Genomic DNA, 26943 nt, shown 5'->3' on the forward strand with positions numbered 1-26943 from the left:
TTTGTGCTATCGAATGCTGTACGCAGCGGCAACAGGCTTCGGAGTCAGCGGTTCGCCGCCAAGGGAAATCGAAGCTTCATTTGCCCAGAAAGGATTGCGCAGCATGCCTCTGCCCACGGCCGCTAGATCTGCCTTTCCTTCGCGGATGGCTTCGTCGCTTAATTTCGGATCTTCCATCCTGCCGACAGCAATCGTTGGGATGTTGAGGGCTTCTTTTATTCCTTCAGCCAGGTCAATCTGATAGCCTGGCCCAGCGTTTGCCGGTCCTGATGTGCTTTCGCCACCGGATGATACGTGGAACATATCGACGCCAGCTTCTTGGTATTTTTTCGCCAACTCAATAGAATAATCAAGGTCATATCCGCCTTCGCCATATTCTACAGCAGAAATCCTCATGATCAGCGGCATGGACTCAGGCATGACACGGCGTGCGGCCTTAACAATTTCCACACCAAAACGGGCCTTATCTTCCCCGTACACATCTTCTCTTTTATTGGTCAGCGGAGAATGGAACTGATGGATCAGATAGCCATGGGCAGCATGTATCTCAATAGTGTCTGCTCCCGCCTCTACAGCCCGTTTGAAGGCTGCTTCGAACTTGTGGACCATTTCCTCCACCTCTTTGGTCGTCAGTTCTCTTGGCTGTTTATACTGGTCGGAAAATTGGATGGGTGACGATGATACAGGCTGCTCCGCATCCTCCGCTTTTCTGCCGGCATGGGCGATTTGGATGCCGACCTTTGCGCCATAAACCTGGCATGCTTCGATAATTCTTTTAAAAGCAGGGATCTGATCGTCTGACCATAATCCAAGGTCGTAATCCGTAATCCTGCCATCGGGATCCACATCTGTCATTTCCATGATGATGAGCCCTGTACCGCCGACGGCACGGCTGGTGTAATGTGTAAAATGCCAATCATTAGGCTTGCCGTCCTTGGCCGTCACGGAATACTGGCACATTGGCGGCATGACAATCCTGTTTTTCAGCTTTAGGCCTTTTAGCTCAAAAGAATCCAATAGTGTGGGCATGTTGCATCTTCCTTTCTATCCTGCAGGTTTTAAAGTTTTGCTTGAATATAGCATTTTTACACCTTTTTGCCATGCATCGTCAAACTATCAGCTTATGGGTTGCCGATGTATGCGGGAAGCCTGGTGAATATGGATACAGTAATTCGTAGGCTTTGCGAGGTTAGGGGAATTCCTTAAGCAGCCTCCAGGAATTCTTTAACCATTCACATAAAAAAGAAACCTGTCATTAGCGACAGGTTTTAGGTTTCCCACTTTCACTCTGATTATTGGGCAAGCTTTACAAGCATATGAGCAAGCTTATGCTGCTCTTCTTCGTTGCCAACCTTCCACAGCTCTCTCAGCAGCTGCTCTTCGCGGTTCCGCGGCTCCACATTGTCAGCCAGGTAATCCGCAATTTGCTGGGCGGTATTGGCAAGCTGTTCTTCATTTAAGCCGGCGGATTTCCCAAGCTGGATTCTTTTGCTCAGGTAGGATTTGAATTCATCAAAGTTCCCAAGAATCTCGTCCGCTCTTTCGCTGTCCATGCGGTTCAGCGTTTCATCAACTTTATCTGTATCAACTTCACCATTTTTATGAATCATATGGTTCTCTTCCATGTTAACGACCTCCTAAAACGAGTGTACTACTTAAATAGCCCGTTCACAGGGAAGCTAAACCCGAAGAAGGCGGAAGGTTTGTCCAATGGGAAGCCGATTTATGAACGGTCCGTGTGCTCCCGGGTGCCTATGGCCCCGCCGGCTTCGGCCTGCATTTTTAAAAGGTCACGTATTTCCATGAGCAGCTCTTCCTTAACATCTGCTTTGATTTCCTCGACGGTTTCCTCTTCTTTTTTCCTTTTAAACCTGCTTAAAATCCTGATGAACAGGAAGATTGAAAACGAAATGATGAAGAAATCGACAACTGTCTGGAGAAAGGCCCCATATTTCAATACTGCACTTCCGAAAGAGTAGCTCTGGTTCGAAATTTTTATGCCTCCAAGTAAAATCCCGACCACCGGCATAATGATATCATTCACCAGGGAGGAGACAATCTTTCCAAAGGCTCCGCCTATTATGACCCCGACAGCCAGGTCCATTACATTTCCTTTTAGGGCAAATTTTTTAAATTCATTCCACATAGTTAGATAATCCTCCTGCTTCAAATCTGTCCATGCCTTTTATTTTGCTGTTTTGCCAGAAAGAATGCAAGGGGGGAGAGGAACACAAAAAAACAGAGCGTCATATACTCTGCCAGTGCTTTATCAGTATTTTATTTTAAAGGAGTGACAGCATTCACTGCCAGCAGCTTCCTGGATATCCACATGGTCCACTTTGGAAAACGGGTTGCCTTTTTTGATGTCCGCGATGAATTGGTTCAGCTCTTCTTCTTTCCCTGAAGCCAGTATTTCTACCGATGCATCTTCCCGATTTCTGACCCAGCCATTGATTCCATACTGGACTGCCTTCATTTGGGTAAAATAACGAAAACCTACACCCTGAACTCTGCCCTTTACAATAAGTTGCCATTGTACCAACCTGTTCGCCCCCAGCTTTTCAAAATGACTATGATTTTTATGTACATATTCCCTTGCATGATAGCAAAAAAAGAGGTGGGATTCCATAAAAATAAAGGGCAGCCACCGGGACTGCCCTTTATTTCCGGTTCTTAAAATGCCCAGTCGCCGTTCCGGAAGACAGCTTCTGCACTTCCATCTTCCTTGATGCCGTCAATGTCCATTTGCTCTGAACCGATCATGAAATCAACATGTGTGATGCTTTCATTCAAGCCATGCTCTGCCAGTTCTTCCTTGGACATTTTCTTTCCGCCCTCAAGGCAAAACGCATAGGATTGGCCGATAGCCAGATGGTTAGAGGCATTCTCGTCAAACAGCGTGTTAAAGAACAGGATGTTTGATTGAGAGATCGGCGAGTTATGTGGAACGAGAGCCACCTCGCCAAGAAAGTGGGAGCCTTCATCCGTAGCCACAAGCTGCTTCAGGATTTCTTCCCCCTCCTCTGCCTGGACGTCGGTGATCCGGCCGTTTTCAAATGTAATCTTGAACTTGTCAATGATATTTCCGCCGTAGCTCAGCGGCTTTGTGCTGGAAACGTAGCCGTTGACGCCTGTTTTATGCGGAACGGTGAAAACTTCCTCGGTTGGCATATTCGCCATGAATTCATATCCTTTTTCGTTGATGCTGCCAGCGCCAACCCATTGGTGCTTTTCTGGAAGCTCAATGGTAAGATCCGTGCCTGGTGCTATGTAATGAAGCTTTTTATAACGCTTGCTGTTCAGGTAATCTACTTTTTCATGAAGGCTGGCATCATGCTGCTTCCATGCCTCAACGGGATTATCCGTGTCCACCCGGATTGCCTTGAAAATGGCATCCCAAAGCTTTGGGACTCTGGTTTCTTCCGGCTCATCGGGGAATACCATCTTTGCCCAGCCTTCGGATGGAGCAGATACGACTGTCCAGCTTACTTTATCGGACATGGCATATTGGCGGTAGGCACCAAGTGCTTTTCCTGCAGCCTTCTGGAAGTTGGCAATCCGCTCTGGCTGGATGCCTTTTAACAGGTCAGGGCTTGAAGATACAACCGACATAAATGCGGCTCCCTGCTCGGCAAGCTCTGTTAACTCCTTTGCCCGCCATTCTGGATATTCAGTAAAGGCTTCGTCTGGTGCAAGTTCATATTTGGTCCTGGAAACGATATCATCTGTCCAGTTGACAACCACATTTTTAGCCCCTGCTTCATAAGCTTTCTTCACAACCTGACGGACAAACTCCACCGCGTCAAGTGTTGCATTTACGACGAGGGTTTGGCCTTTCTGGACATTTACCCCAACGCGAACAGCCAAATCGGCGTATTTCACGAGATTCCTTTGGAAATCGCTCATCTTCACATTCTCCTTTTTTAAACTTTGTCTATATTTTACCATTCCTTGGTGAAAAAGAAACTTTTTAGAGCCCCGAATGATAGCATATGCATTAAGCTGTGCAATGAGGTCCTTTTTTTAAAAAGAGCACCCCAATTCAGGTAGTGCTTGAGTTCGTTATTCTGTTCTTTTCATGCAGCTTGAACATCCAGCCGTACAGCAAGGCCGAAATTACAGCAAGGAAGCAGAGGATATAAAAGGTCCACTGGTAGCCAATCCAGACTGTCAGCGGAATGGAAATTGGAGCTATTGTCCGGCCAAGCGTGTAGCGAAGGCTGGCAGCTGCGAAGTACTGTCCCCTCATATTATCGGGTGCGAGGCTGGAGATGAAACTTTGCTGCAGGCCAGCTGTCATCAGCTCTCCCAGCGTGAACACTGCCATTGCTGTGATTAATCCCCAGATCCAGGTTGTCTGGCTGAACATGATCATGGATACCCCGAAAGCAAGTGAAGAGAGGATGAATACATCGCGTTCTCTGTACTTGGTCATCCATTTTGTCACGAATACAGTGAGCAGGGCAACCAAGAGGCCATTTTCAGAGAGGATAAGCCCGAAAGCCTGCTCGCCGTTTACGGAGAAGCTCCAGTTTCCAAGATCAAACAGCGTCTGGTTATGGACTTTCTCTTCAGTGTATACAGGGAAAAGGAGGTCAAGCTGCATGAATGTCTGTGCGGACAGTACACCTGCCACGATGAAAAGCAAGAAGACCCGGTCCTTGATAATGACTTTATAATCGGCCACCTGGTTCAGCAGGAAGGCATACCATTTCTCCTTTGTCTGGTCCGCTTTTATTTTTGGAGGCAGGGTTTCCCTTGTCATTTTAGCAAGCACCAGCGCCAGGAGGATACAAATGATACCCACTGCCAGCAGCAGGTAAAATCGATAGTTTACATAAAATATTGCCCCAAGGATTGGCCCAATGACGACCGCAATATTGATGGAGGTATAAAAGACAGCAAATACTGAACTCCTGTCCTTCTCCTCCACCACATCGGCAATCATCGCCTGGCTGGCCGGCCAGTAAATGGAGCTAAACATCCCAACAATGGTAAAAGAGATGAAGCCCACGACCGGCGAGGTAAACCATGGTGAGACTGCAGCAGCAAACAGCAGGAAAGCCGCGCCCTGGCCCAAGGCAGAAAGCACCATCATGCGTTTCCGGCCAAAGGTGTCGGCGAAATATCCTCCCAAAAGGTTAGCTGCGACGGAAAAAATCTGTGAAAAAATAATGAGGAATCCCGCTTTCCCCTTGCCAAAGCTTTCTGCAAAGTAAATCGTTAAAAACGGAAAGAACATCCAAAAGGTGATGTTCATTAACGCTTCGCCAAATAGGCGAACCTTTAAATTTCGGTCCCAATCTCTAATTCTCATGATGCTATGCTGCCCCTTATGTGTATTTATAGCCAGTGCCGCCTCGCTGGCCTTTGCGCCAGCATTCCGCAGCTCCCTGGTTTAGAGGGAAATGGTGATCCAGGCGGAGGCCTTTGGCGGCGTTTCCAAAGTGTATCATACTACTGCGGGGCGCGGGTTTACAAGATATTTCGGGGAGGGAAATAAGTTTTTTGGTGGGGGAGGTTACGGCGAAGGTGGGATACTGTGCGTGACCAGTTGCGGGGAAAAGCAGGGGGAGAGGTCACGCAAAAGGGAGATGCGTGCCCGGTGGCGTAGAAAAGCAGGGAGGGAGGTCACGAAAGAAAAATACGTGATTAATCCCTTAGATAAAAGGGGAGAGTTCTGCGTACCCCGTACCCGATAAGATAGAAGGTAGAGGGGAGGTACAAGGAGCTCTACCTAAGAAAGAGGGAAGGTAGAAGAGCTCTACGTGCCCTATGCCCGAGGAAACAGAGAAAAGAGGGAAGGTAGAAGAGCTCTACGTGCCCTATGCCCGTGAAAAAAGAAGAAAGAGGGAAGGTAGGAGAGTTCTACGTACCCCAAGCCCATGAAAAAAGAAGAAAGAGGGAAGGTAGGAGAGCTCTACGTGCCCTATGCCCAGGGAAACAGAGGAAAGAGGGAAGGTAGGAGAGTTCTACGTGCCCTATGCCCGTGAAAAAAGAAAAAGAGGGAAGGTAGAAAAGCTCTACGTGCCCTATGCCCGAGAAATAAGAAGAAAGAGGGAAGGTAGAATAGCTCTACGTGCCCTATGCCCGAGAAATAAGAAGAAAGAGGGAAGGTAGAATAGCTCTACGTGCACTATGCCTGTGAAAAAAGAGGAAAAAGGGAAGCTAGAAGAGTTCTACGTACCCCAAGCCCATGAAAAAAGAGGAAAGAGGGAAGCTAGAAGGTCTCTACGTACCCCAAAACCCAATTATAGAGGAGGCAGATGGAACAAAAGGCTTAATCTTACCCGCTTGCCCGTTGGCTTTCAGGGGCCCGCTGAAACTGCGTTTTCCCTTCCAGTTTCCTCCTCTCACACAACTAAAAAAGCGGCACGAGGCCGCTTTTTATTGTTATTCCTTCTCTTTCAAGGCTGCTTTTAGTAAATCGCCGAGGCTGTTTCCGAATGAGGATTCTTCGGGGCTGTATTTTTGCTTGAGTTTGCGTTCCTCATGTTTTGTAACAGCTTTTTTACGTTCTTCGGCCTTTTCGACGATGTTGCAGCGGCGGCATTGGAAGTAGGTGCCGGCCTTTCCGTTATGAATTTCCATTTTCTTATGGCACTGCGGGCAGCGGCGGTTCGACAGCTTTGGATCTTTATGCTTGCGGAAGCTGCATTCTATGCTGGAGCAGACCAGGATTCGGCCATCCTTTGTTTTTCGTTCCTTCAGGAGTTCGCCGCATTCCGGGCATTTTGAGCCTGTCAGGTTATGGGCCCGATACGATTTTTCACTTGCTTTTATTTCAGAGACCAGCTGGGCTGTCTGGTTGCGTATCCGTTCCTTGAAGGCTTTCGGGTTGCCTTTGCCGCGCGCGATTTCCTCCAGCTCTTTTTCCCATTTGGCTGTCAGCTCTGGAGAGGTGAGTTCGTCATTGACGAGATCAACCAGCTGCTTCCCTTTCTTCGTCGGGTAAAGCCTGCCGTTTTGGCGCTCAACTGTTTCGGACGAGATGAGGCGTTCGATAATTTCGGCTCGTGTAGCAGGTGTTCCGAGGCCGAACTTCTCCATTTTGCCAAGGATGTCAGCCTCTGAATAACGAAGAGGCGGCTCTGTCAGTTTTTTATTCACATGAACTTCTTTTACGGAGAAGGTCTTGCCTTTTGCCAGCTGGCCGAGGCTTTGTTTCCGCTCCCCGTCATCCTCCTTGCCTGTCACCTTTTTAAAGCCGGCTTCAAGGACATTCGTTTCTCTTGCCGTCAGCGTTTCTCCGTCACAATCGAAGGAAGCATGAATCGTTTCAAATTCATAGGCAGGGTAAAATAGGGCCAGGAACCTGCGGACAATCAGGTCATAAAGCTTTCGTTCATCTGCCTCAAGGCTTCCAAGGTTCAGGCGCTCCTCGGTCGGGATGATGGCGTGATGGTCCGTTACCTTTTCATTGTTAAAGACGCGGCGTGCCAATACTTTGCCTTTTTGGTTCAGGGCAGGGCGTGCTTCTTCCTTATAGCCGGACAGGATGCCCTGCAGCCGGTCGCTCATCGTCGCTTCCATATCGGTTGTAAGGTAGCGGGAGTCGGTACGTGGGTAAGTGACCAGCTTGTGCTGTTCATATAGGCCCTGGAGGACATTGAGTGTCTTTTTAGCCGAGAAGCCGAACCGCTTGTTGGCATCTCGCTGCAGCTCGGTTAGATCATATGGAAGAGGCTGCGGTTCGCTTTTCTTTTTGCGGTCCACTGATTGAAGGACTGCTTTTTGTCCTGCAAGCTTCTTCTTAATTTGCTCTGCCTTGTCAGCTGCAAAGATTCGTTTTTCTCCTTTATGTTCCCACTCGGCGGTTAGGGGACCCACTTCGGCCTGGATGGTCCAGTACTCTTTTGGGACAAAAGAATTGATTTCTTTTTCGCGTTCGATCGTCATCGCCAGGGTTGGTGTCTGTACTCGCCCGGCAGAGAGGGGATCCTTGTATTTCGTTGTAAGGGCTCTTGAAACATTAAGGCCGATGAGCCAGTCGGCTTCTGCCCGGCAGACGGCAGAATCATAGAGGGCCTCAAACTGTTTCCCAGGCTTCAGCTGTTTAAAACCATCCTTTATTGCACGGTCTGTCTGGGAAGAAATCCAGAGGCGCTGGATTGTTTTTCTCCAGCCGGCTCTGTCCAGAATCCATCTGGCTACGAGTTCTCCTTCGCGCCCCGCATCGGTGGCGATGATGACTTCCTTGATATCCTTTCGCTTTAAGAGGCTCTCGACCGCTTTATACTGGGCACTGGTCTGTTTGATGACTTTAAGGCCCATTTTATCAGGAATAATTGGAAGGTCTTCAAGCCTCCAGGTAGTATACTTTGAATCATAATGCTCGGGCATTTTGAGTTCGATTAAGTGGCCAAGGGCCCAAGTGACAATATATTGGTTTCCTTCAATATAGCTTTTATTTTTTTGATTGCAGCCAAGCACCCTGGCAAGCTCGCGGGCAACACTTGGTTTTTCTGCAAGAACTAGTGATTTCATACGTGCTCCTTTCATTTCAAGAACGGAATTGCTTTTCACTTCCCTACACAGTATAGCATGAAAGTGTCCTTTATTTATAACCCCGCGTTCCTTAGGAATCAAGCCGGAGCGCATGAAAAAAAGCCGAATTTCTTCGGCTCTTTTACATGTATTGGGCTAATGCGATTCGCCATCAACATACTTTCCGTAATCAGGAATGGCAATGGTATCGAATTCCTGAACAAGCCTGTGGAGGCTTTCTGCCAGCAGTTCGCCGGCCATCGGTGCACCGTGGCCCGTAATGGCTACGGAAGGTTTCAGGGCTTCCAGCTTTTTCACGGAGTCCCATGCCGCTTTCCAGTCCGGAGTCAGGTACCTAGGCGGACCGCTGATTTCCTGCTGCTGAGTCAGTACTTTGTAGAGTGATTCCTGTTTTACGGTAACGAAGGCATCTCCTGCAATCAAAGCTCTGTCACTGTCTCTAAAAAGAGAGACATGGCCCGGGGAGTGGCCGGGTGTGTGAACCCAGCGGAATCCGGGAAGATGCGGAACACTTCCGTCAGCTGGCAGCGGGTGGACATCACTGCCCAGATTGATTGGTTCGTTTGGAAACATCGGAGACATTTTTGCTACCAGACCGCCTTCAACAGTGGCGTCAGGTTCAGGGTAGCTGGTTTTGCCTGTCAGATATGGAAGCTCTGCTTCATGGGCATAAACCGGGATATTCCAATGCTGGACTAATTCAATAACCGCTCCGACATGGTCAAAATGCCCGTGGGTAAGGATGATTGCTTTCGGTTTGCTGTCACCGCCGAACCGCTCTTGTGCAGCTGTGATGATGTCCTCGGCAGATCCTGGCATTCCCGCATCCACAATCACAAATTCTTTTTGACCGGGAGTTCCCACAAAGCAAAGATTGACAATTTGAACAGTGAAAGAGAAAATATCTGGCGCAATTTCGAGCTGCATACCGCTGGCGACAGATGTAGCGGGAATAAACTTATAGTCGCCGCCGTATTGGGCTTCTTTATCCAAAGGTATTACCCCCATATCTTCATTCATTTGTCGTTAGTGTTCTCGCCTGCATTCCTTTTATACCCGTCACTTCCCTGGATGAAAACAGGTCTGGCTATTCTACTATCCCTGTACTCATGATGGAGGCTTTCACTGAAACATCGAAGGTCATTTCAGGATAGAGTTTTTTCCATTCCTTAAAAGTATCTTTCGTATGCAGCCTGGTTGCTTCATACCTCACACCGAATCCTAAAGGATCCGCGCCATTTTCCTGGAGCTTGGTTAAAAAAGCGGTTATATTTTTTTCTGCCTCTTTGCTGGCATGCTTACTGTACAGGTTTAGTTTTTGAGGGTCCATGTGCTGATTGGATTCCTCGATGATCCCTTCCATGGTGACATCCATTTTAATCACGGGTCTATGTTTTGGGTTGGTGATGATTTTAAAGTTTGTCTTTGCTGAATCAATTGACACGGTATATAGAAGTTTGTCTTTCTTTATAATTAAATCCAGCCGTTGAACATTATTGGATATTAAGTTATAAAGCTTGGTTTCCTGAGGGGTCAGTTTTAATGGCTTCTTGCTGTTGGCCAGAAGGGTGGAACTGTTCACGATTATTTTCATCTTGTCCTTGCTGGAGCTTATGTTTGGCAAAATTGGATCAATTCCCCGTTCCAGCACCCTTCTCCTGAAGTCGAAAAGGAAGGTGGACACAATATAGGAGCTTTCCACCCCATTTTGGTCAAAAAGGTTGAATAAAGCATGAGAGCCCGCCATCTCGGAGGCCGGCTCCGCTTTAAGGATACTTTCCGCAGTGGGTGTTCCGATTGCTACCCATGAGACCCTCTGGATATCCCTCCTCCGGATAAAAAAGTCCATTACTTCTCTTAAATCGTGGTGGAGAATTCCCTCACCAAACACGATGACTTTTGCATGGCCAAAATCTATTTCTTTATCCACGTGGGTCTTTAACAGCCTGATAGCGGAAGCGAGGGATTCACTCTCCTTTGTGAGATACGTATATTTAGTTCCCGATTGCTTCAATGAACCAGAAGGGACAGCGAGCTTAAGAATTATTTTAAATGGTTTTCTTTCATTATCTGTATGGTCAATCCCTATGGACAGGACAAATATTCTTTTGTCAATGTCTTTAAATCCGCACCCGCTCTGAAAAATTAGAGATAGGGCAATAAGTGCAGCCATTAAGGGTCTTCCGGAACGCAAAATCTTCTTCTTCAAACCTCCGCCCTCCTTTTAATAAATAAGAAAAGGCCAAACATTACTGCAAAAGAACATAGCAAATAATTCAGGAAGTATCTTGTATACTCTATCAGCTGGTATTCGGTCAGGTAGGTGACAATTTCTAAGCTGACGAACCAAAACAGCCCGATGAACAGGAATGGGGTCAAATTCCGTTTTTTCCATCTCAATCTTTTAAACCAAATTATGCTTTTTAAAAGCTCCAGGGTTACATGCCAATGAATTAGGACACTCAGGAACGAAATGGCCAGGTACAGGAGCAGGAAGATATAAAGTACCCGCTCCACAACGAAAAACTCAAGCCTGAGGGCATCACTAGTCGTAATCCAGGGATATACGATCCCTCCAATCGATTCAAAACCATTAATGCCAATGGGGACAAAGTACGTAGTCACAAGCGATGCCCCGCCGGCAAGACCAATGAACAGCATATTTTTCCAGTTGATGTGCTGCTCTCTTTTAAAAAGGCGGTTAAAGATAATGAGGTTGAATCCTCCCAGCAGCAAATAGGTAGAAGCCGAGAATGCCGAAAAATCGGGAACATGATAAATATGCATAACCGCTTCTTTAATGAAATCCCATCGAAGCTCCGGTGTTGTGTAGGCTTTTAGGGTTATTACAAAAATGATAGGCAGGCAGCATAGCAGCACGAACTCAATTGTGTAAAGAACACTCCGGCTTTTCATTAAAATTCCATAGGTAAGGAACAGCAAAAAGGTTGAGGTGATCCAGGGCAAGGGCATGTCGGGTGTCAAAAACCTTTTTAATAGAAAGGAAAATGTCACCAGTGTGATGAGCCCCGCAATGTACCAGGAGCCCGCGATTAAAAGTAAAACCGGAAACGAAACCCAGCGAGGCAAGTATTTTCTGGTTAGTTCAGGAAGGCCCTGGCCGGGGAACAGGTTAAAAAAACGTGTCACGATATAGCAGAAAACCAGTCCTGAAAAAAAGGACAGGATCATGGAAACAATGGCTCCATCTTCCCGGTGAGAGATCAGTATTTTGGGAACAGAGGCTACAACATTGGCAATCATATTGACAAACACCAGATAGAAAAAGTAGCGGCTCATGTTTGGATTTTCCTCGTTTCTGCCCTTTTGGTCTGCCAGTACATTTTAAAATACGGTTCTCCGAAGCTCTCCATCTGGGTTAAATACATCAGGATTCCGATTAATCCGAAGACCAGTCCGGCCAGTCCTCCTAAACTGGCAAACGCCAGGAGGATATAGCGGACGACCCGAATGGCAAAGCTCATTTCATTTATGGGAATGACAAAGGTGGATATTGCAACAGCCGCTACAATAATGATCATGATGTTGGAGGCAAGGGCAGCTTCTGTTGCAGCGGTTCCTAAAATTAAACCTCCAACTGTTGTGGCCGTGCCTGTCACAGCTTTTGGGAGACGGATGCTGGCCTCTGTCAGCAGCTCCATAACCATCAGCATGAAAAGAACCTCGATGAACGAAGGATATGGGACCCCGATCCGGCTTCCTGCTATGGAAAGGGCAAGCTCGACCCGGAAGACCTCGGGGTTATAGGAGGTAGCTGCAACATAGACGCCAGGCAGTGTCAAACAGGCAAATAATCCTGAATAACGAAGGAACTTCAGGGATTTTGTCACCCAATAAGATCCGTATTTGTCATCCATGGATGTCATGAAGTCGAAAAAGATCGCAGGTGCAAGGATAACGGAATGGCCGCCATCTAATAAAAGGGCAACTTTCCCGCTGGCAAGGTTATAGACGACCCTGTCTGTGCGCTCTGTCATCATCATGGTCGGCATTAAGGACCTTCTTTTATCGTTCATTAGACGCTGAAGCTCTGTTGTGGATTGAATAATGGGAATTTTTATTGCCTTGAGCTTTCTTTTTACCTGTTCAAGAACGTCCTTGAGGACCACTTCTTCGTCGTAAATAATCGCTAATGTCTGCTTGTTCTTTTCACCCAGCTCCATTGTTTCAATTACGAGCGATGGCCTGTGGTAACGCTGGCGAATCAGGTTAACATTTGTTGCAATATCCTCACTTAAGGACAGCTGAGGCCCTTGGATTGTCGGCTCAATACTGGTTTGCTGAACTGTATCTGTATTGACCTTTTTGATATCCATCAGCAGGAGATGGTCCCTGATAAGAATAACGACGCTGCCTTTCGTCATTTCAAGCAGCATTTGTTCTTTGGAGGTGATGTCCTGCTGGTTGGGCAGTGAATTCAAATAGGCTTCTACGTGCTGATCAGTGGCTAACTCAAAGAAGGGCTTGATGACGAGCTGCTGAAGCTGTGTTCCGTCTACAACGGTCTTAATATATAGAAGCTCCGCATGTTTTTCATCCATATGTAAAGGTTTGTGAACTAAGTCAAAGGAAGGCTTTAACTCTTGCGAAAGCCACTTTATGGTGTCGCCAGGGTTTTCAGGTGTTCTTGAAAGCATTGAAACCTCTCCTAATCTGTTTTTCTTCACAGGCTCCCGTTAACACATTTCCGTATAATCAGGGAATGTTAAGTTTATCTTCTCCGTAACCGTCCGCATCATTCATGGGGCGGGAAAAAGTCTAGGGTGTTCAAGTTAGAATAAGTTTTAAAACCCAATCACCAAATGGTCTGGTTAAGCCGGTTAAATAATGTCAATAAAGATAGTAATGAACTAATCGGTGAGGTGTTCTGCTGTTGTATTTGAGTATATTCTTAGAGTTACTAGGAGGCTATCTGCTCCTTTTTGTGGTTGTAAAACTATTAGGGAAAACCCAGATAAGCCAAATTTCCCCATTTGATTTTATTTCTGCCCTGGTAATGGGGGAACTGGTGGGGAGTGCCATCTACGACCCGGAGGCTGGATTTGGAATGATTGTTACAGGAGTCCTTATATGGGGCGCGCTGATTTACCTGACAGAATTGGTTACCCAAAAATCGCGGAAGCTCCGTTTCACGTTAGAGGGAAGGCCGGCCGTGATCATTAATAAGGGAAAACTGGATTGGAAAGAAATGAAGAGGAACCATCTTGACCTGGATCAGCTTCAGCAATTATTGCGCTCAAAGGATATTTTTGCTCTAAAAGATGTGGAGTACGCCATCCTTGAGAATAATGGTGCAGTCAGCGTTTTGCGGAAGACGGAGGCAGACCAGGCCACATGCGGAGATTTGAATATCCAGGGAAAAGAGCGGATTTTGCCATACACCGTTATTAGTGATGGAGTTGTATTGAAGGATAATCTGCAAAATGCAGGGGTCAGCCAGGAATGGCTTCAACATCAGCTAAAAACGAAAGGATACGATCGGCTGGAGGAGATCAGCTACGCGGAATATGAACCAGGAGACGATCTATACATCCAGACGTATTAGACTGGTTTTTAAAAGGCCGGCCGGCGCATTCGCATTCCAATTAAGAGCAGGCGACCCGATGAAAAAGGCTGACAGCAGAAGCTGTCGGCCTTTTAACGTCGTCTGGACCAGTGTTTTTCGGTTACTTCCGTTTCCGCCAGATCAAGCATGGTTTTATATGGCGTAAAATGTACCTGTTTGTTGACGGCATAGAGGGACTGCGGGATGCAGAGAAATAAGGCATATGCTTGCTCAAATATAAACTGGTCGATGGCTTTTGCCCTGTTGATCCGGGTTTTTCGGTCAGTTTGGATGACCATCCGCTTATATAGCTGATCAAAATCCACGAGCTCGGGGCCGGCCCTTAATGCGCCGCTCCTGCCAAAGAATTCCCGGTGGACATAAAAAGGTGTATCTTCAGAAAACGAGGCAGTCGCATCTGTCAGGAAGATATCCCAGCTTGGGACGAGCTTTTTTTCTGCAATGGTTTTAAGGAAGCTTAGCTCCTGATCTGTCTGAACAATGGTGACTTCAGCCTCAATCTGCAGATTGGTCCTCAACTGGGAGGCGATCAGGCGGGCGATTGTTTGGTATTTTTCCGTGCTGGCCAGTTTAACAGGCCTTCCTGGTCTCCACCGGGCATTTTTTAAAAGCTGGCTCGCCCTTGCCGGATTGAATTGTCTCGGTTGCAGATTCTCGGGGAAATCAGCTGCCCAGAAGGGAGTCAAAGCAGGAACAAGGTCTGCATAGCCTTTAAATCCTTTCCTGACGATTTCTTCACGGTCTATAGCAAGGTTAAAAGCGAGACGGAGTTTCCTGTCGCTGAAATTGACATCCCGACGGAATAAATTGAAAATCCCGGCTATAACCTGATTCCCTTTTTCGTTGACAAGCCTTGTATAGGGAGACTGGACGACTTTTTCCGCGTCTTTGGGCAGGACCCCTGTTACAAGATCCACCTGTCCTTCGGTCGAAGTACAGAGGCGCAAGGCGTGATCATAGCTCAGATCGTTTCTGAAAATTACTCGCTCCAGTTTTGCGCTGTTAATTGGATTCCAGTAGTTTTGGTTGGCCTGAAGTACAATATAAGGAGATCTGTCTTCTCTAACCGTCAGCCAGGCAGAGGCAAATGGGTTCTTAGAGATGATTGCTGTCTGGCTGAGGATCGACGAGTGGCCGTTTGTGAGCGAAAAAGGACCGCTGCCCCAGGGTCCGGGCGCATCCAGCATGCTCCAGTGGCCATCGCCGGTGCCTTGTTTGGCATAGCCGAAACCGATTTTTCTCCAGAAGTTTGAAGCCGCAATATGGAAGAAACGCAGTTTTCCCGGCACAAGGCCGTCTGGGTAAGGGAATTGCAATTGAACTGTATGTTCATCGACTATTAGTATCTTGGTTTCTTCATGAAAATTCAGCCATGATCCAAAAGAGTGCGGACTTGGCCACCGTTGCAATTCCTTGAAGTTTTCCTTAACGCTTTTGGATGTAAGGCGCTGGCCGTCCTGAAAGACTCCCCCTTCTCGCAGTCTCATTTCAAGGATACAATCGTCCACCCATTTCAGCCCAGCAGCAAGTGCGGGGATAACTCGTCCATTTCGATCAGCCTTTACCGGTGCTTCCATCGTATTCTCAAGAACGTGAAGCCAGTTAAAGGGGGATGGGTCAACAACGTGGATCGTGCCAGCAGGGGTCCTCCGGGAAATCACATTATGAGACATAGCCTGACACCACCTTCTTTTTGTTCATATATATTCCTCAGCAAAATTGTTATGATTGAAACAAAAGGGGGCTGACCCTCTGCGTTGCACTAACGCAACAGCGGGGGTCAGGCACGCTTTGGTTTACTAAAGCGTGCCTGACCCGCAGTTAGTATGGGAAAGGAGCTGGTTTGTGGCATGGGGGATTATATAAGGGAGATTCGGGGACTGATTGGCCACCGCCCGTTTATTATGGCTGGTTCGGCTGTAATTGTTCTGAATGGCCGGAGGGAGATTTTGCTTCAGCACCGATCGGATACGGAAAAATGGGGAATTCCGGGTGGCGCGATGGAGCCAGGGGAGTCGTTTGAGGAAGCAGCACGGCGCGGGCTTTACGAGGAGACCGGGCTAATGGCGAGGGACCTTGAGTTTCTTGATCTTCTGTCTGGAAAGGAATACTATTTCCAATACCCCAATGGGGATGAAATTTATAATGCGATTGCCCTGTATAAAGTGGATGACTGGGAAGGTGAAGTGAAGATTAATGATGAGGAGAGCCTAGAACTCCGTTTTTTCTCCATGGATGACCTTCCGGAACTGGAAGGCAGGCCGGCGAGGATTGTTCATGATCTATATCGATATGGCTTATTTCCGGACATCAGGGAAATAAATATTCAGGAATCTCTCTCTGCGGCTTTAGTCTTCGAGCTGCAGTGGGCCTCCTATAAAAAAGAGGCAGAACTGATTGGCACCGATGAGATACCGCCTTTATTGGAAAGCTTTGAACAGCTTAAGGCCTGCGGGGAGCTGTTCCTTGGGTATTTTGACCGTGGGGAGCTCGCCGGTGCAGTTTCCTACAAAGTGATCGAAAACCAGATTGATATCCATCGAGTAATGGTCCATCCGGAGCATTTTCGCAAGGGGATTGCCAGAAGTCTGATTGAACATCTGGCTATAAAGGAAGGTAATGCTTCCGAAATGCTGGTAGCCACTGGTGCAGCCAATACCCCTGCAGTAAAGCTTTATCAAAGGCTTGGTTTTACCTATGCAGGAGAAACCATTGCAGGCCAAAATTTGCAGATTGCACATTTCAGGAAATCTTTATAGAGAATCAGGATAAAAAACCAGACAAGCCTTCAGGGGCGTGTCTGGCTGATCACTGTTTTTTGCTTTTTTAAGAGATTTGGGATTTACCTTCTTTCCTCGTCCTCTATCCGGTTTTTAAAAGCCTCCTGGACAACGAGCAGCTCCTCGTCTTCCTGTGCTTCGGTCGTGTGTTTTTCAACAAGCGTTCCTTTCGGAAAATCGCCGGGATGTCCTTTTTTCTTGTGTTGAAAACCCTGTCCTCTGGCCATCACATTGCCTCCTTTCTATTCAGAGCTAGTTTCCCCCTTAAACCAGCTGATTATGAGAGGTTTAAAAGCAACTTCGTGGAATACCGGCATACTCTTAATAAAGAAGCAGGCTTTAAAGAGGGGAGGAGAGCTCGGAAATGGATGAAAAACTTCATGTAAAAACGCTGGCTGCCTATCCGGCTGGGTATTGCGCAACAAGGGACGACGCAGCACCCATGTTTTCCGCAGAAGGTGTTGTTGATGGAAACCAGATCAGGGAAGTTCGTCTCGAGGAGTACCGCGGCCAGTGGGTCATCCTGTTTTTTTACCCTAGTGATTTTACCCCTGTCTGAATGACAGAGCTGGCAGCGGTCGCTGCCTTTTATCCCCATATAAAAGCACTGGGTGCCGAGCTGTTGGCCATCAGTACGGACAGTGCCTACGCGCACCTGGTTTTTAAACAGATCACTCCTGCAATCACAAACCTTGCTGCCCCGTTGGTCAGTGACCGGACCCACGAAATCAGCTCCGCATACCGTGTCCTGGACCGGAAAGCAGGTGCTGCATTCCGTGCATCCGTTTTTATCAGTCCTGATCAGATCATCAGGGCGAAGTTCGTTTACCCTAAAGAAATCGGCAGAAATATATCCGAGCATGTCAGGCTGCTGCAGGCATTTCAATATGCCCAGGAAACAGGGCAGGGAGTGCCGGCCAACTGGGTGCCGTCCAATGGCAGCCAGCCTGCCCCCGCGGAAAAGAAAAGGTGAAGTGGTCTCCTTTTCCTGAATTTCCTAATAGGACTCCACCAGACGATGGGCTATAATGTAAGCAGCATACAATTCGTGATCGATGGAGGGGGCAGGCAATGGACTTTTCAATGATTGTAGCAGAGGACAGGATTAAGAAAGCCTATGAGGATGGCGAGTTCAAAAATCTTCCGGGGCTTGGGAAGCCGCTGAAGCTGGATGATCTGTCAGGTGTCCCTGAAGACCTGAGAATGGCCTACAGGCTGATGAAAAATGCAGGATTTACACCGGAAGAAAACACCTTGCGCCAGGAAGTTGCAACGATTGAGGGTTTAATCAGAAAGTGCGATGACAGTTCCGAACGCGAGAGGCTTAACGAAGAGCTGAGCCAAAAGCTGCTTAAGTACAACAGCATGATTTCCAAACGAGGAATCAACACCAATTCAGCCATGTTTAAAAATTATGAACGAAAAATTGAACAAAAACTGCTTAAATAATAAAAGCCGAGGTTTAACCTTGGCTTTTTACTTTTGACCGGCAGAGCAGTATTTTTCCATTAATAGGGCGGCGCAGATCCATAGCATGGAGCTCGCTCTTTTTGTAAAAAGGTCACTTAATGGGGTAATATTCCCAAAACCTCCTATACCAAACTTTAAAGTGAGGAGGAACTTCATCCTTCATGAACAGCTTCCTTATGAATATCGGAAGTATAGAGAGGATCCGAGAGGGATATTAAGAATAGGTCTTGATAATTCCTTCTGTGAAAGGATAAGAAGACGAGAGCCCTAAATAGGCTCGTATTTCGCATGTGATTGGTTTAGCGCTTTTTGTTATAGTTAAACCATTCCCCATAAAGCCTGTAAAACTGATTCACCCTAAAATACCTCTGCTTTTTCAATTTATCTATTACCCAATACCCAAACAGATGGAAAATGGTAGTCTTGCGTTATTTAGGAGGTCGTAGCTAAAAGGAAATAAAATGGCGAAATTTATAAGGGTTTGTTTCGTTAGGAAAACATCACTAAAAATACTTTGACTATGTGGCTTTGCATTCTTATGGTCACCAATCGAAGTAAGACCCTCTGCGAATCTATCAAAGATGGGAGTTAAAATTTAATATGAAAAATGCTTCAACTGTTTTTTATGTATCATTAATAATCGTTGCTGGTCTTGTTTTTATGGGAATCACAATGCCCGCATCGTTAGAAAAGATCACGAGCAGTACACAAGCGGTGATTACGGATTCATTTGGTTGGTATTACCTTTTGGTTGTTTCCATGTTTGTGTTTGTGTGTTTTTATTTATTAGTAAGTCCAATTGGCCGGATTAAGCTCGGGAAACAGGAGGACAAGCCTGAGTTTTCCCGTCCAACTTGGCTTGCCATGCTTTTTAGTGCAGGTGTGGGTATTGGGTTGATTTTTTACGGTACAGCAGAACCGATCAGCCATTACATTGTTAGTTCTCCTACAGGCCAAGAGGGCACGGATCAGGGCATTAAGGATGCCATGAGGTTTACTTTCTTTCATTGGGGAATCCACGCATGGGCAATCTATGGTTCCGTCGCAATGGTTCTGGCTTATTTTACCTTTAGAAAAGGGGAGCTGAGCCTAATCAGCCGAACATTAAGACCGCTGATTGGGAAACATGCTGATGGGGCTGTCGGGAAAGCGATTGATGTCATTGCGGTCATTTCTACGGTGATAGGGATTGCTACCACTTTGGGATTTGGTGCCATGCAAATTAACGGGGGACTGACCTACCTTTTTGACATGCCTAGTACAATGACAAGCCAAACCGTCATTATTCTCGTTGTTACGGTCTTATTTATGATTTCGGCTTTGACGGGTCTAAGTAAAGGAATTAAGATCCTTAGTAATTGGAATATGGGTCTTTCGGCTGTCCTCTTCTTGATTGTCTTTATTCTTGGACCCACCCTTTTCACCCTTAACTTATTTACAGATACGGTTGGGGCTTATATGCAAAACTTCATTAACATGAGTTTTCGGATTGCACCCCTGGACGAAGAGGGACGCAGCTGGATTAATGGATGGACGATCTTTTATTGGGCATGGTGGATTGCATGGGCTCCATTTGTGGGTGTGTTTATTGCCAGAGTCTCTAAGGGCCGAACGATTCGTGAGTTTGTTGTGTGTGTGCTGCTCGTTCCATCACTTATTGGATTCCTTTGGTTTTCAACGTTTGGTAGTGCAGCCATTGTCACTGAAACTTCAGGGCTGCTTTCGATTTCCTCATTAGCTGCCGAGGAATCCCTGTTCGGCGTGTTAGAAGGGTTTCCGATGAGCTTGGTTTTATCCCTTCTAGCCATTTTGGTCATTGTTTTGTTCTTTGTGACATCGGCTGACTCTGGTACATTTGTTTTAGGGATGATGACAACCAATGGCTCACAAAATCCAAGTCGTTCAATTAAAGTTACTTGGGGAGTCTTACTCTCGATTACTTCACTTGCACTCCTTTATTCCGGGGGCCTGCAGGCTCTTCAAAACACCATGGTCATTGCAGCTCTACCCTTTTCAGCCATTATGGTGTTAATGGTCGTCAGCTTGCTTAAATCACTGAATCAGGAGGCAAAAGAGTTTGGACTTGATCAGTTTCGAATGAACCGAAAGCCAACGGTGGATAAGCAGAGCAAAGAGAATGTGAAGGAAGCTGGTTAAATAGATTAAAAAAATTAAACAAGCAACGTTTCCACTTTCGTTGGGACGTTGCTTGTTTATTTTAAATGCATTCTTATAATCCGGCGTTTATTACCGCCTATTTTGGCCCAACAATCGTTGGTTGTAAAGGTTCTCTCACACTGGTTTTCAGGGGTACAACTTAGTCCTGGATCAACCCATACTTCTTGAAACTATTATAGATCCCATGTTCGTCATGTGTATCTGTGATATCGTCGGCCGCCGCCTTTAAGGTTTCCTTGGCATTTCCCATGGCAATGCCATATTGTACATATTGAAGCATTTCCATATCGTTCAGTCCATCGCCGTATGCAAAAGTATTTTCTTTCTTAATGTTCAAATCCCGTATGAGCTTTTCAACGGCTGTGGCCTTATGGATACCGGGCACTGATAACTCTCCGCTATTTTCACCGAAAAAGGGTACAGTGCTTGGAATCACGGTGAACTTTGATGAGAACTCCTGATTTATGGTTTCTATAGCGAGATTTGACCCTAAAAAGGAGATTTTATTAATATCATCTCGTATTAGATCTTCTCCCTCGATTAAACAATCATGAAAAGGCTGCAATCCTTTCTCGATTTCCTCTCTGGCCCCAGGATTATCAATCAGCAATTGTTCAATAATCCCACGGATATGCTTTTTGCAGTTCTTGCTTGCAAATAAACCCCCATTGGACTCTAAATAAAAGTCGATCCCATGTTTGTTAAAAAACTGTACCAGATGTTGAACATCCTCTACTTTAACCCGTTCATGCAACAATACCTCTTCTCCTGCTTCAATATAGCCCCCAGCTGCACCAATGATGCCATCAAATCCTATGTCGATTATATCTTTAAAGAGCTCTGCTTTGGATCTTCCTGTACATATGAAAACTAGATGGCCGTTTTGCCGGGCCTTTTGAACCGCAAGTTTAGCTGAATCCGGGACCACCCCATGATCATTTACAAGCGTGCCATCAACATCCATAAAGATAATTTTCTGCATGTTTCCACCTTTTCTGATTAAAAATCTGCACCTGGCAATTAACATACCGTGCCGGGTGCAGTATTCCCTGGCTAAATCCTGATCTTTGCAAATTTGCGTTTGCCAACCTGTATAATTAAACCATCTGTCACATTAATCTGGAATTGGGAGTCTTCAACCTTGTTTCCGTTAATTTTAATTCCTCTATTTTCAATCATTCTCCGTGCTTCACTCTTGGACTTTAACAATTGTAAATCTACAAGCAAATTTATGACGGATGTTACCGTTTCCCCTTTCCATTCAATTGCAGGGATTTCCTCAGGCATGGAACCTTGCTGGAAGACGGTGATGAAGTGCTGCTCTGCCTTTTCTGCTGCCTCGGTTCCATGGTATATTTTCACAATGGTCTTGCCGAGCAACATTTTTGCGTCCCTGGGGTGTAAAACACCTGTTTCAAGATCATCCTTAATTGTTTTAATTTGGTCAGGGGTAAAATCGGTTATCAGCTCAAAGTATTTAATCATCAATTCGTCAGGAATGGACATTGATTTGCCGTACATTTCCTGCGGGCTTTCATCTATGCCGATGTAGTTGTTCTTGGATTTGGACATCTTCTCAACACCATCAAGGCCTTCTAATAAAGGCATTAATAAGGCAACCTGCTTTTCTTTCCTAAACTTTTCTTGAAAGTGTCTTCCCATAAGAACATTGAAATGCTGATCTGTCCCGCCAAGTTCAACATCGGATTCTAAGACAACCGAATCATAGCCCTGCATAAGCGGGTAGAAGAATTCGTGCAGGGATATTGGTTTGCCAAAAGCAATTCTTTCTTCGAAGTCATCCCTTTCCATCAGCCTTGCTACCGTTATTTTGCCGGCCAGTTGAATAACATCCTCGAATTTCAATTCAGACAGCCATTTGGAATTATAATGCAGCTCAACCTTTTCCATATCAATTACTTTTGCAAATTGTTCAAAGTATGTTTTAGCATTATGCTTTACCTCTTCATCCGTCAGTTGTTTTCTAGCTACGGACTTTCCTGTTGGATCCCCGATTTTTCCGGTAAAATCCCCAATGATAAGTTGGATAATATGGCCATTTTCCTGGAATTGCCTCATCTTGTTTAAGACGACCGTATGCCCTAGGTGGACATCCGGGGCGGAAGGATCTAATCCAAGCTTGATCTTTAGCGGGGTGTTCTCTACAATCGACTTTGCCACTTTGAGTTCCAATTCTTCGACGGGAATTATATCATGCACGCCTTGGCTGTATATGGCGATCTGCCTTTGAACTTCAGCTAGTTGATCCTTTGTTAACTGTTCCATTAGTGTTTTCATTCCGTATTCCTCCTAAAATAAATATAAAAAAACCACATCCCTAAAAAAGGGACGTGGTTTAACTCTTGCACGCGGTACCACCCTTATTGAAGAACAGCATTGTTCTTCCACTCAACGAATAACGGCTCGTCCGTCCTTTGCTACTTCGGGTTCACAAAGAAAGCTCCAGGAATGTATTTCGTGTTATCTTTGTATCGATTCGCACCAACCATCGACTCTCTGGGTAACAGGGAGATAACGACTACTGAGTTTCCCATCAATGCTTTTTAATATTCGGTTGTTTCCATTAGAAATTATTATCCCTAATGACTCTTCTCAGCAGTCTGGAGATCTTTTTATGTTCGTCTCCATTCAGACTAGAAACGATTTCAACCTCGCCTTTATGAAAGCGGGGGTACAGTTCTTCCATCACTCTTTTTCCCTTTTCCGTTAAAACAACATAGGTGATTCTCTTATCCCTTTGATCTCCTTTTCGATAACAAAGCTCTTTTTTTTCAAGGGTTTTAGTGATATTGCTGACAGTTGCTTTACTGACACCACTTAATTCAGCCAATTTCTTTGTTTCAATTGATTCCCAAATCCATAAATCATAAATAATGGAAAAAGCAGTCCAAGATAGGCCATACTCTGATAAAACTTCTCTTTCCATTTTGTTCCTTAAACCCTGCGCTATTCGATATATATTTGATACAACTGCAATTGCGTCCAGGTTTATAGAATCCATCGGAAGTTTTGCTAAGACATTGATGGTGTCCCTCTCTTCAGGGAGCAATTCTCCATCTTCATTAAATGAGTGAATAAAAACCACCTCACCTTATAGTCGGTAAATCGTTAGCTATGAAACGATAATAGCAAAAATAGGATCAGAGTGCAAGTTCATTTGAATGAAACGAATTTTTACCAATTTTTAATTCGGTTGTTGCCAGCATCAAGATATTTTGCACTTTGTATCCGACCGGCAGAGTATTTTTACTTTCTCTGTTGGTCAGCTTCCTTTTAAAATACTCTTCTGTCTATCTGGGAAAAAAAGGGTGAATATTGATTCTTCTTGTGAATGCCTATTTCTAATAGGAAGGAAATTTTCCTTAAATTTTTGGTCAGCTCCTAAATATTTCATGGTTTCTGTCGAAATAAAAAGAGAAAAGGCTATCTGAGGTAGCAAGGAAAGATGACAGGGGAGTCGGGCATGGATAAAACATCGATTATAGGAATAATCCTTGGCATAATTGCGGTTGGGGTTGGAATGGTCCTTAAAGGAGTAAGTGTTGTCGCGCTGGCCAATCCTGCCGCCATATTAATCATACTGGTCGGTACAATGGCAACCGTGACAATTGCTTTCCCAACCAATGAAATTAAAAAGGTGCCGAAGCTCTTTGGCGTTATTTTTAAGGAGCAGGAAGAAGCAGATATGGGTGAATTAATCCGGATGTTTTCCGATTGGGCACAGCTTGCCAGGAAGGAAGGGCTTCTGGCACTGGAGGCTAAAACCGGTGAAATCGAGGATGAATTTTTAAAGAATGGTCTTTCCCTTGCAGTTGACGGCCAGAGTGCCGATTATATCCGTGATATCTTATCGGAGGAGATTGAGGCAATGGAAGAGCGGCATTCCGTTGGAGCGGCGATTTTTTCGCAGGCCGGCACTTATGCCCCTACACTGGGAGTGCTCGGTGCTGTTATCGGACTGATTGCCGCACTGGGTTACATGAATGACAGTGAAGCGCTTGGACATGCAATCAGTGCTGCATTCGTGGCAACGCTGATGGGAATTTTTACAGGATATGTATTGTGGCATCCATTTTCTAATAAACTCAAACGTAAATCTAAACAGGAAGCCAAGGTTAAATACCTGATGGTTGAAGGAATCCTTTCCATCCTGGAGGGAGAGGCCCCAAGGGTGATTGAGCAGAAGCTTGCCGCCTACTTGCCAGCGGGTGAGAGGAAGCAGATCCTGGAAGAAAGCGTTGTGGGAAATAATGAGTAAAAGAAAAAAGAAGCATCAGGAGGAGCATCATGTCGATGAATCATGGCTGCTCCCCTATGCGGATTTACTGACCTTGCTCCTGGCGCTTTTCATCGTGTTGTTTGCGATGAGCTCCGTTGACGCTGTAAAATTCCAGCAATTATCAAAAACGTTCAACGAAGTTTTTACGGGCGGGACAGGCATAATGGAATACCAAAGTCCGATACAAGAAGAAAATACGGAATTGCAGGATCAGAAGAACGAGGACAAGGAAAAGGATGCTGTCGCGGCTTTATCAGAAAACGAGCAGAACAGTCTGGATCAGGACCAAGCCAAGGAAATTGAGGCACTCCTGAAGGCCAGGGACAAGGAAGAGCTTAAGCAGCTTCAGGACAAGGTGAATGCCTATATCAAAGAGAAGGATTTAAAGAATAAACTCAATACCTCGCTTACCGATGAAGGCTTGCTGGTCACCATCCGGGACAATGTTCTTTTTGCTTCGGGAAAGGCAACCATCCGGCAAGAGGATGTGCAAACAGCAAAAGAGATTTCTGATCTGCTTGTAATGAATCCCCCGCGGAACATCATCATCAGCGGTCATACCGATAATGTCCCAATTAAAAATGCCAATTTCGAGTCAAACTGGGAACTCAGTGTCATGCGGGCAGTAGAGTTTATGAAAATTCTCCTGAAAAATGACGAGCTTAATCCCCGCTGGTTCAGCGCCAAAGGCTTTGGCGAATTCCAGCCGGCAGCATCAAATGACACAGCCCAGGGAAAAGCCCGAAACAGAAGGGTTGAAATCCTGATTCTGCCAAGGAGTGCAGGTTGATTTATTTTCATATGGTAAAAGTGCAGCCGGACCTAATGTTGTCGGCTGTTTTTTTTTTGTACTAATAAGGAGTATTTCGAAGAAGGTACCTATGCTAATGGCAGAATCTTTAATGATAGATGAACCCTGTTGGAGCTAAGGGGGTTTGCCCGTGCTCGTGGAAAATGGGGTGGAGGGAACGCAAAAAGCAAATGCGTGCCAGAGAGCAGAGGAAAGCAAGGGGGGAGGGAACACAAGATGAGCCTATAACTAGATGGGAAAACATAAGAGGTTCTACGGTATTTCCGATTAATACTACGGGTGGAAAGCAGAGAGGACTTAGGCAAACTTATTCTAATAAACCAATTGAATTAATTGCAGGGGCGTGGGTTCTACCTTCTTAAAAACTATGATAAGTCTGAGGGTGGAGAAACATATATAAACTATTATGATTCAGGTATTGGATTACAAGCTACCTCCAAATCTAAGAGTGTCTTTATTTATAAAAAGAATCTAGTCCTTTCCTTCCTGCTTCGGTACATCTGGTTTGCACATTTTATCTAGCCCTGCTCCAATTAAGAGTATGCATGCAATTGGAATTGAGAAATTTAATATATGGACTAAGGTCATTTTCAACTCCTCCTTATAATAGGGGGCTTCCTGATAGTATTAATATAAGTTAATTTTCACAGATTAGACACAATTATTAACAGAATTATCGATAAATTAATAAACGGCTAATAAAAGCATCTGAAAAAAATCAGCCCTACGGCTGAGTCTTCTTCAGATGCTTTTTTTACTGCATATTCTCCTAGTTTCCTTGCTTGTTTTTGAATTTTACAAAGTCGAGATAAAAAGCAAAGTCTTCCTTGCGAATTCCATTCTTGATTGCTTCATCAATCATTTCGAGCCACTCTGGATCTACGGGAGGCAGATGTTCTGCAGTGCTGGCTTCGCACATTAATTCTTCCGGAGATACTCCGAGTGTGTTTGCAAGGCGTGACAGAACATGAAGGGATGGATTTTCCTGGATCCCTCGTTCAATATAGCTTAAGTATGATTTGGAAACCCCCGCTTTTTCGGCAAGCTCGGTGATGGAATATTCTTTTTGGATCCTGAGCCTTTTAATTTGCTGACCTACCCCCATTTTTTATTCTCCTTATTTTAGCTGTCCATACAATTTCATTATAACGAACAAATCAGTTCTGTAAAAAACACAAAAAGTAAGCAATTACAAGATATACCTAGATAAAGAACGAAAACTGTTCTTTTTAAAGAAAAAATGACGGTTTTTGGACTTTTTCATAATTAGTTCCAATGCACTATACTCAAATTAAATCTTGAAGCATTT

Annotated in this window: 25 protein-coding genes, 1 pseudogene and 1 other annotated feature; of the genes and pseudogenes, 9 read left to right on the forward strand and 17 right to left on the reverse strand. The window is 45.5% G+C overall.

Annotation, left to right across the window (positions count from 1 at the left end; all coding sequences use genetic code 11):
* Positions 1 to 6 precede the first annotated feature (6 nt).
* The 6 genes from EV146_RS19830 to EV146_RS19855 all read right to left on the reverse strand — a co-directional run bounded on the left by EV146_RS19830 (position 7) and on the right by EV146_RS19855 (position 5317).
* Entirely contained in the window at positions 7 to 1029 is a 1023-nt protein-coding gene (locus tag EV146_RS19830) for an NADH:flavin oxidoreductase/NADH oxidase (RefSeq protein ID WP_132009965.1), read from the reverse strand.
* A 263-nt stretch (positions 1030 to 1292) separates the two neighbouring features.
* A complete protein-coding gene (locus EV146_RS19835) occupies positions 1293 to 1625 on the reverse strand; it encodes a DUF3243 domain-containing protein (RefSeq protein WP_132009968.1) in 333 nt (110 codons plus the stop codon).
* A gap of 98 nt (positions 1626 to 1723) precedes the next feature.
* Positions 1724 to 2146, reverse strand: a complete 423-nt coding sequence (gene mscL / locus EV146_RS19840; protein WP_132009971.1) for a large conductance mechanosensitive channel protein MscL — start codon at positions 2144 to 2146, stop codon at positions 1724 to 1726.
* 123 nt (positions 2147 to 2269) lie between these two features.
* Positions 2270 to 2542 (reverse strand): acylphosphatase, encoded by a 273-nt coding sequence (locus EV146_RS19845; protein WP_181215945.1) that lies wholly within the window; start codon positions 2540 to 2542, stop codon positions 2270 to 2272.
* Positions 2543 to 2673: 131 nt separating this feature from the next.
* Positions 2674 to 3906: an aminopeptidase gene (locus EV146_RS19850; RefSeq protein WP_132009977.1), complete on the reverse strand. Its 1233-nt coding sequence runs from the start codon at positions 3904 to 3906 to the stop codon at positions 2674 to 2676.
* Positions 3907 to 4042: 136 nt separating this feature from the next.
* Positions 4043 to 5317 carry an MDR family MFS transporter gene (locus EV146_RS19855; protein WP_132009980.1) on the reverse strand — a complete coding sequence of 425 codons (1275 nt, stop codon included), beginning with the start codon at positions 5315 to 5317 and terminating at the stop codon, positions 4043 to 4045.
* 614 nt (positions 5318 to 5931) lie between these two features.
* Here EV146_RS19855 and EV146_RS19860 point away from each other — a divergent pair.
* Positions 5932 to 6120: a hypothetical protein gene (locus EV146_RS19860; RefSeq protein ID WP_132009983.1), complete on the forward strand. Its 189-nt coding sequence runs from the start codon at positions 5932 to 5934 to the stop codon at positions 6118 to 6120.
* 273 nt (positions 6121 to 6393) lie between these two features.
* Here the strand turns inward: EV146_RS19860 and EV146_RS19865 are convergent, their stop codons facing one another.
* From EV146_RS19865 to EV146_RS19885, 5 genes are all read right to left on the reverse strand, one after another.
* Complete coding sequence (locus tag EV146_RS19865; RefSeq protein WP_132009986.1) at positions 6394 to 8487, reverse strand: DNA topoisomerase III; 2094 nt, start codon at positions 8485 to 8487, stop codon at positions 6394 to 6396.
* A gap of 156 nt (positions 8488 to 8643) precedes the next feature.
* Complete coding sequence (locus EV146_RS19870; RefSeq protein ID WP_132009989.1) at positions 8644 to 9501, reverse strand: MBL fold metallo-hydrolase; 858 nt, start codon at positions 9499 to 9501, stop codon at positions 8644 to 8646.
* 94 nt (positions 9502 to 9595) lie between these two features.
* Positions 9596 to 10717, reverse strand: a complete 1122-nt coding sequence (locus EV146_RS19875; RefSeq protein WP_132009992.1) for a Ger(x)C family spore germination protein — start codon at positions 10715 to 10717, stop codon at positions 9596 to 9598.
* Complete coding sequence (locus tag EV146_RS19880) at positions 10714 to 11808, reverse strand: GerAB/ArcD/ProY family transporter (protein ID WP_132009995.1); 1095 nt, start codon at positions 11806 to 11808, stop codon at positions 10714 to 10716. The genes EV146_RS19875 and EV146_RS19880 overlap by 4 nt, the downstream gene beginning before the upstream one ends.
* Entirely contained in the window at positions 11805 to 13166 is a 1362-nt protein-coding gene (locus EV146_RS19885) for a spore germination protein (RefSeq protein ID WP_132009998.1), read from the reverse strand. Before EV146_RS19885 ends, EV146_RS19880 begins: the two co-directional genes overlap by 4 nt.
* A 233-nt stretch (positions 13167 to 13399) precedes the next feature.
* Between EV146_RS19885 and EV146_RS19890 the strand changes: the two genes are divergently transcribed.
* Positions 13400 to 14074, forward strand: coding sequence for a YetF domain-containing protein (locus EV146_RS19890; RefSeq protein WP_373566087.1), 675 nt, complete (start codon positions 13400 to 13402; stop codon positions 14072 to 14074).
* A 92-nt stretch (positions 14075 to 14166) separates the two neighbouring features.
* Here the strand turns inward: EV146_RS19890 and EV146_RS19895 are convergent, their stop codons facing one another.
* Positions 14167 to 15768 (reverse strand): ABC transporter substrate-binding protein, encoded by a 1602-nt coding sequence (locus EV146_RS19895; protein WP_132010004.1) that lies wholly within the window; start codon positions 15766 to 15768, stop codon positions 14167 to 14169.
* Between the two features lie 177 nt (positions 15769 to 15945).
* On the opposite strand from EV146_RS19895, the pseudogene EV146_RS27645 reads away from it, so the two are divergent.
* Both EV146_RS27645 and EV146_RS19900 read left to right on the forward strand, forming a co-directional pair.
* Positions 15946 to 16371 (forward strand): annotated as a pseudogene (locus tag EV146_RS27645) (NUDIX hydrolase); the annotation flags it as partial.
* 84 nt (positions 16372 to 16455) lie between these two features.
* Entirely contained in the window at positions 16456 to 16854 is a 399-nt protein-coding gene (locus EV146_RS19900; RefSeq protein ID WP_338419224.1) for a GNAT family N-acetyltransferase, read from the forward strand.
* An 83-nt stretch (positions 16855 to 16937) separates the two neighbouring features.
* On the opposite strand, the gene EV146_RS27650 is transcribed toward EV146_RS19900, so the two are convergent.
* Positions 16938 to 17102 carry a hypothetical protein gene (locus tag EV146_RS27650; protein WP_162990137.1) on the reverse strand — a complete coding sequence of 55 codons (165 nt, stop codon included), beginning with the start codon at positions 17100 to 17102 and terminating at the stop codon, positions 16938 to 16940.
* A gap of 215 nt (positions 17103 to 17317) precedes the next feature.
* On the opposite strand from EV146_RS27650, the gene EV146_RS19910 reads away from it, so the two are divergent.
* From EV146_RS19910 to EV146_RS19920, 3 genes are all read left to right on the forward strand, one after another.
* Complete coding sequence (locus EV146_RS19910; RefSeq protein ID WP_241993993.1) at positions 17318 to 17848, forward strand: peroxiredoxin; 531 nt, start codon at positions 17318 to 17320, stop codon at positions 17846 to 17848.
* A 98-nt stretch (positions 17849 to 17946) separates the two neighbouring features.
* Complete coding sequence (locus EV146_RS19915) at positions 17947 to 18324, forward strand: DnaJ family domain-containing protein (protein ID WP_132010010.1); 378 nt, start codon at positions 17947 to 17949, stop codon at positions 18322 to 18324.
* A 621-nt stretch (positions 18325 to 18945) separates the two neighbouring features.
* The gene (locus tag EV146_RS19920) at positions 18946 to 20502 is read left to right on the forward strand and encodes a glycine betaine uptake BCCT transporter (protein WP_132010013.1); all 1557 of its coding nucleotides are present in this window, start codon (positions 18946 to 18948) and stop codon (positions 20500 to 20502) included.
* 160 nt (positions 20503 to 20662) lie between these two features.
* On the opposite strand, the gene EV146_RS19925 is transcribed toward EV146_RS19920, so the two are convergent.
* The 3 genes from EV146_RS19925 to EV146_RS19935 all read right to left on the reverse strand — a co-directional run bounded on the left by EV146_RS19925 (position 20663) and on the right by EV146_RS19935 (position 23545).
* Positions 20663 to 21505: a Cof-type HAD-IIB family hydrolase gene (locus tag EV146_RS19925; RefSeq protein ID WP_132010016.1), complete on the reverse strand. Its 843-nt coding sequence runs from the start codon at positions 21503 to 21505 to the stop codon at positions 20663 to 20665.
* A 71-nt stretch (positions 21506 to 21576) separates the two neighbouring features.
* Complete coding sequence (tyrS, locus tag EV146_RS19930; RefSeq protein WP_132010019.1) at positions 21577 to 22821, reverse strand: tyrosine--tRNA ligase; 1245 nt, start codon at positions 22819 to 22821, stop codon at positions 21577 to 21579.
* 44 nt (positions 22822 to 22865) lie between these two features.
* Positions 22866 to 23090, reverse strand: a binding site (T-box leader).
* Between the two features lie 17 nt (positions 23091 to 23107).
* A complete protein-coding gene (locus EV146_RS19935; protein WP_132010321.1) occupies positions 23108 to 23545 on the reverse strand; it encodes a MarR family winged helix-turn-helix transcriptional regulator in 438 nt (145 codons plus the stop codon).
* A gap of 462 nt (positions 23546 to 24007) precedes the next feature.
* Here EV146_RS19935 and motA point away from each other — a divergent pair, with 462 nt between their 5' ends.
* The gene (gene motA, locus EV146_RS19940) at positions 24008 to 24802 is read left to right on the forward strand and encodes a flagellar motor stator protein MotA (protein ID WP_132010022.1); all 795 of its coding nucleotides are present in this window, start codon (positions 24008 to 24010) and stop codon (positions 24800 to 24802) included.
* Positions 24795 to 25613, forward strand: a complete 819-nt coding sequence (locus tag EV146_RS19945; RefSeq protein WP_132010025.1) for a flagellar motor protein MotB — start codon at positions 24795 to 24797, stop codon at positions 25611 to 25613. Before motA ends, EV146_RS19945 begins: the two co-directional genes overlap by 8 nt.
* Before the next feature lie 790 nt (positions 25614 to 26403).
* On the opposite strand, the gene EV146_RS19950 is transcribed toward EV146_RS19945, so the two are convergent.
* On the reverse strand, positions 26404 to 26739 hold the full coding sequence (locus EV146_RS19950) for an XRE family transcriptional regulator (RefSeq protein WP_132010028.1): 336 nt from the start codon (positions 26737 to 26739) through the stop codon (positions 26404 to 26406).
* Between the last annotated feature and the right edge of the window lie 204 nt (positions 26740 to 26943).

It is taken from the genome of Mesobacillus foraminis, from assembly GCF_004340465.1.
GTDB classification, from domain to species: Bacteria; Bacillota; Bacilli; order Bacillales; family Cytobacillaceae; genus Mesobacillus_B; species Mesobacillus_B foraminis.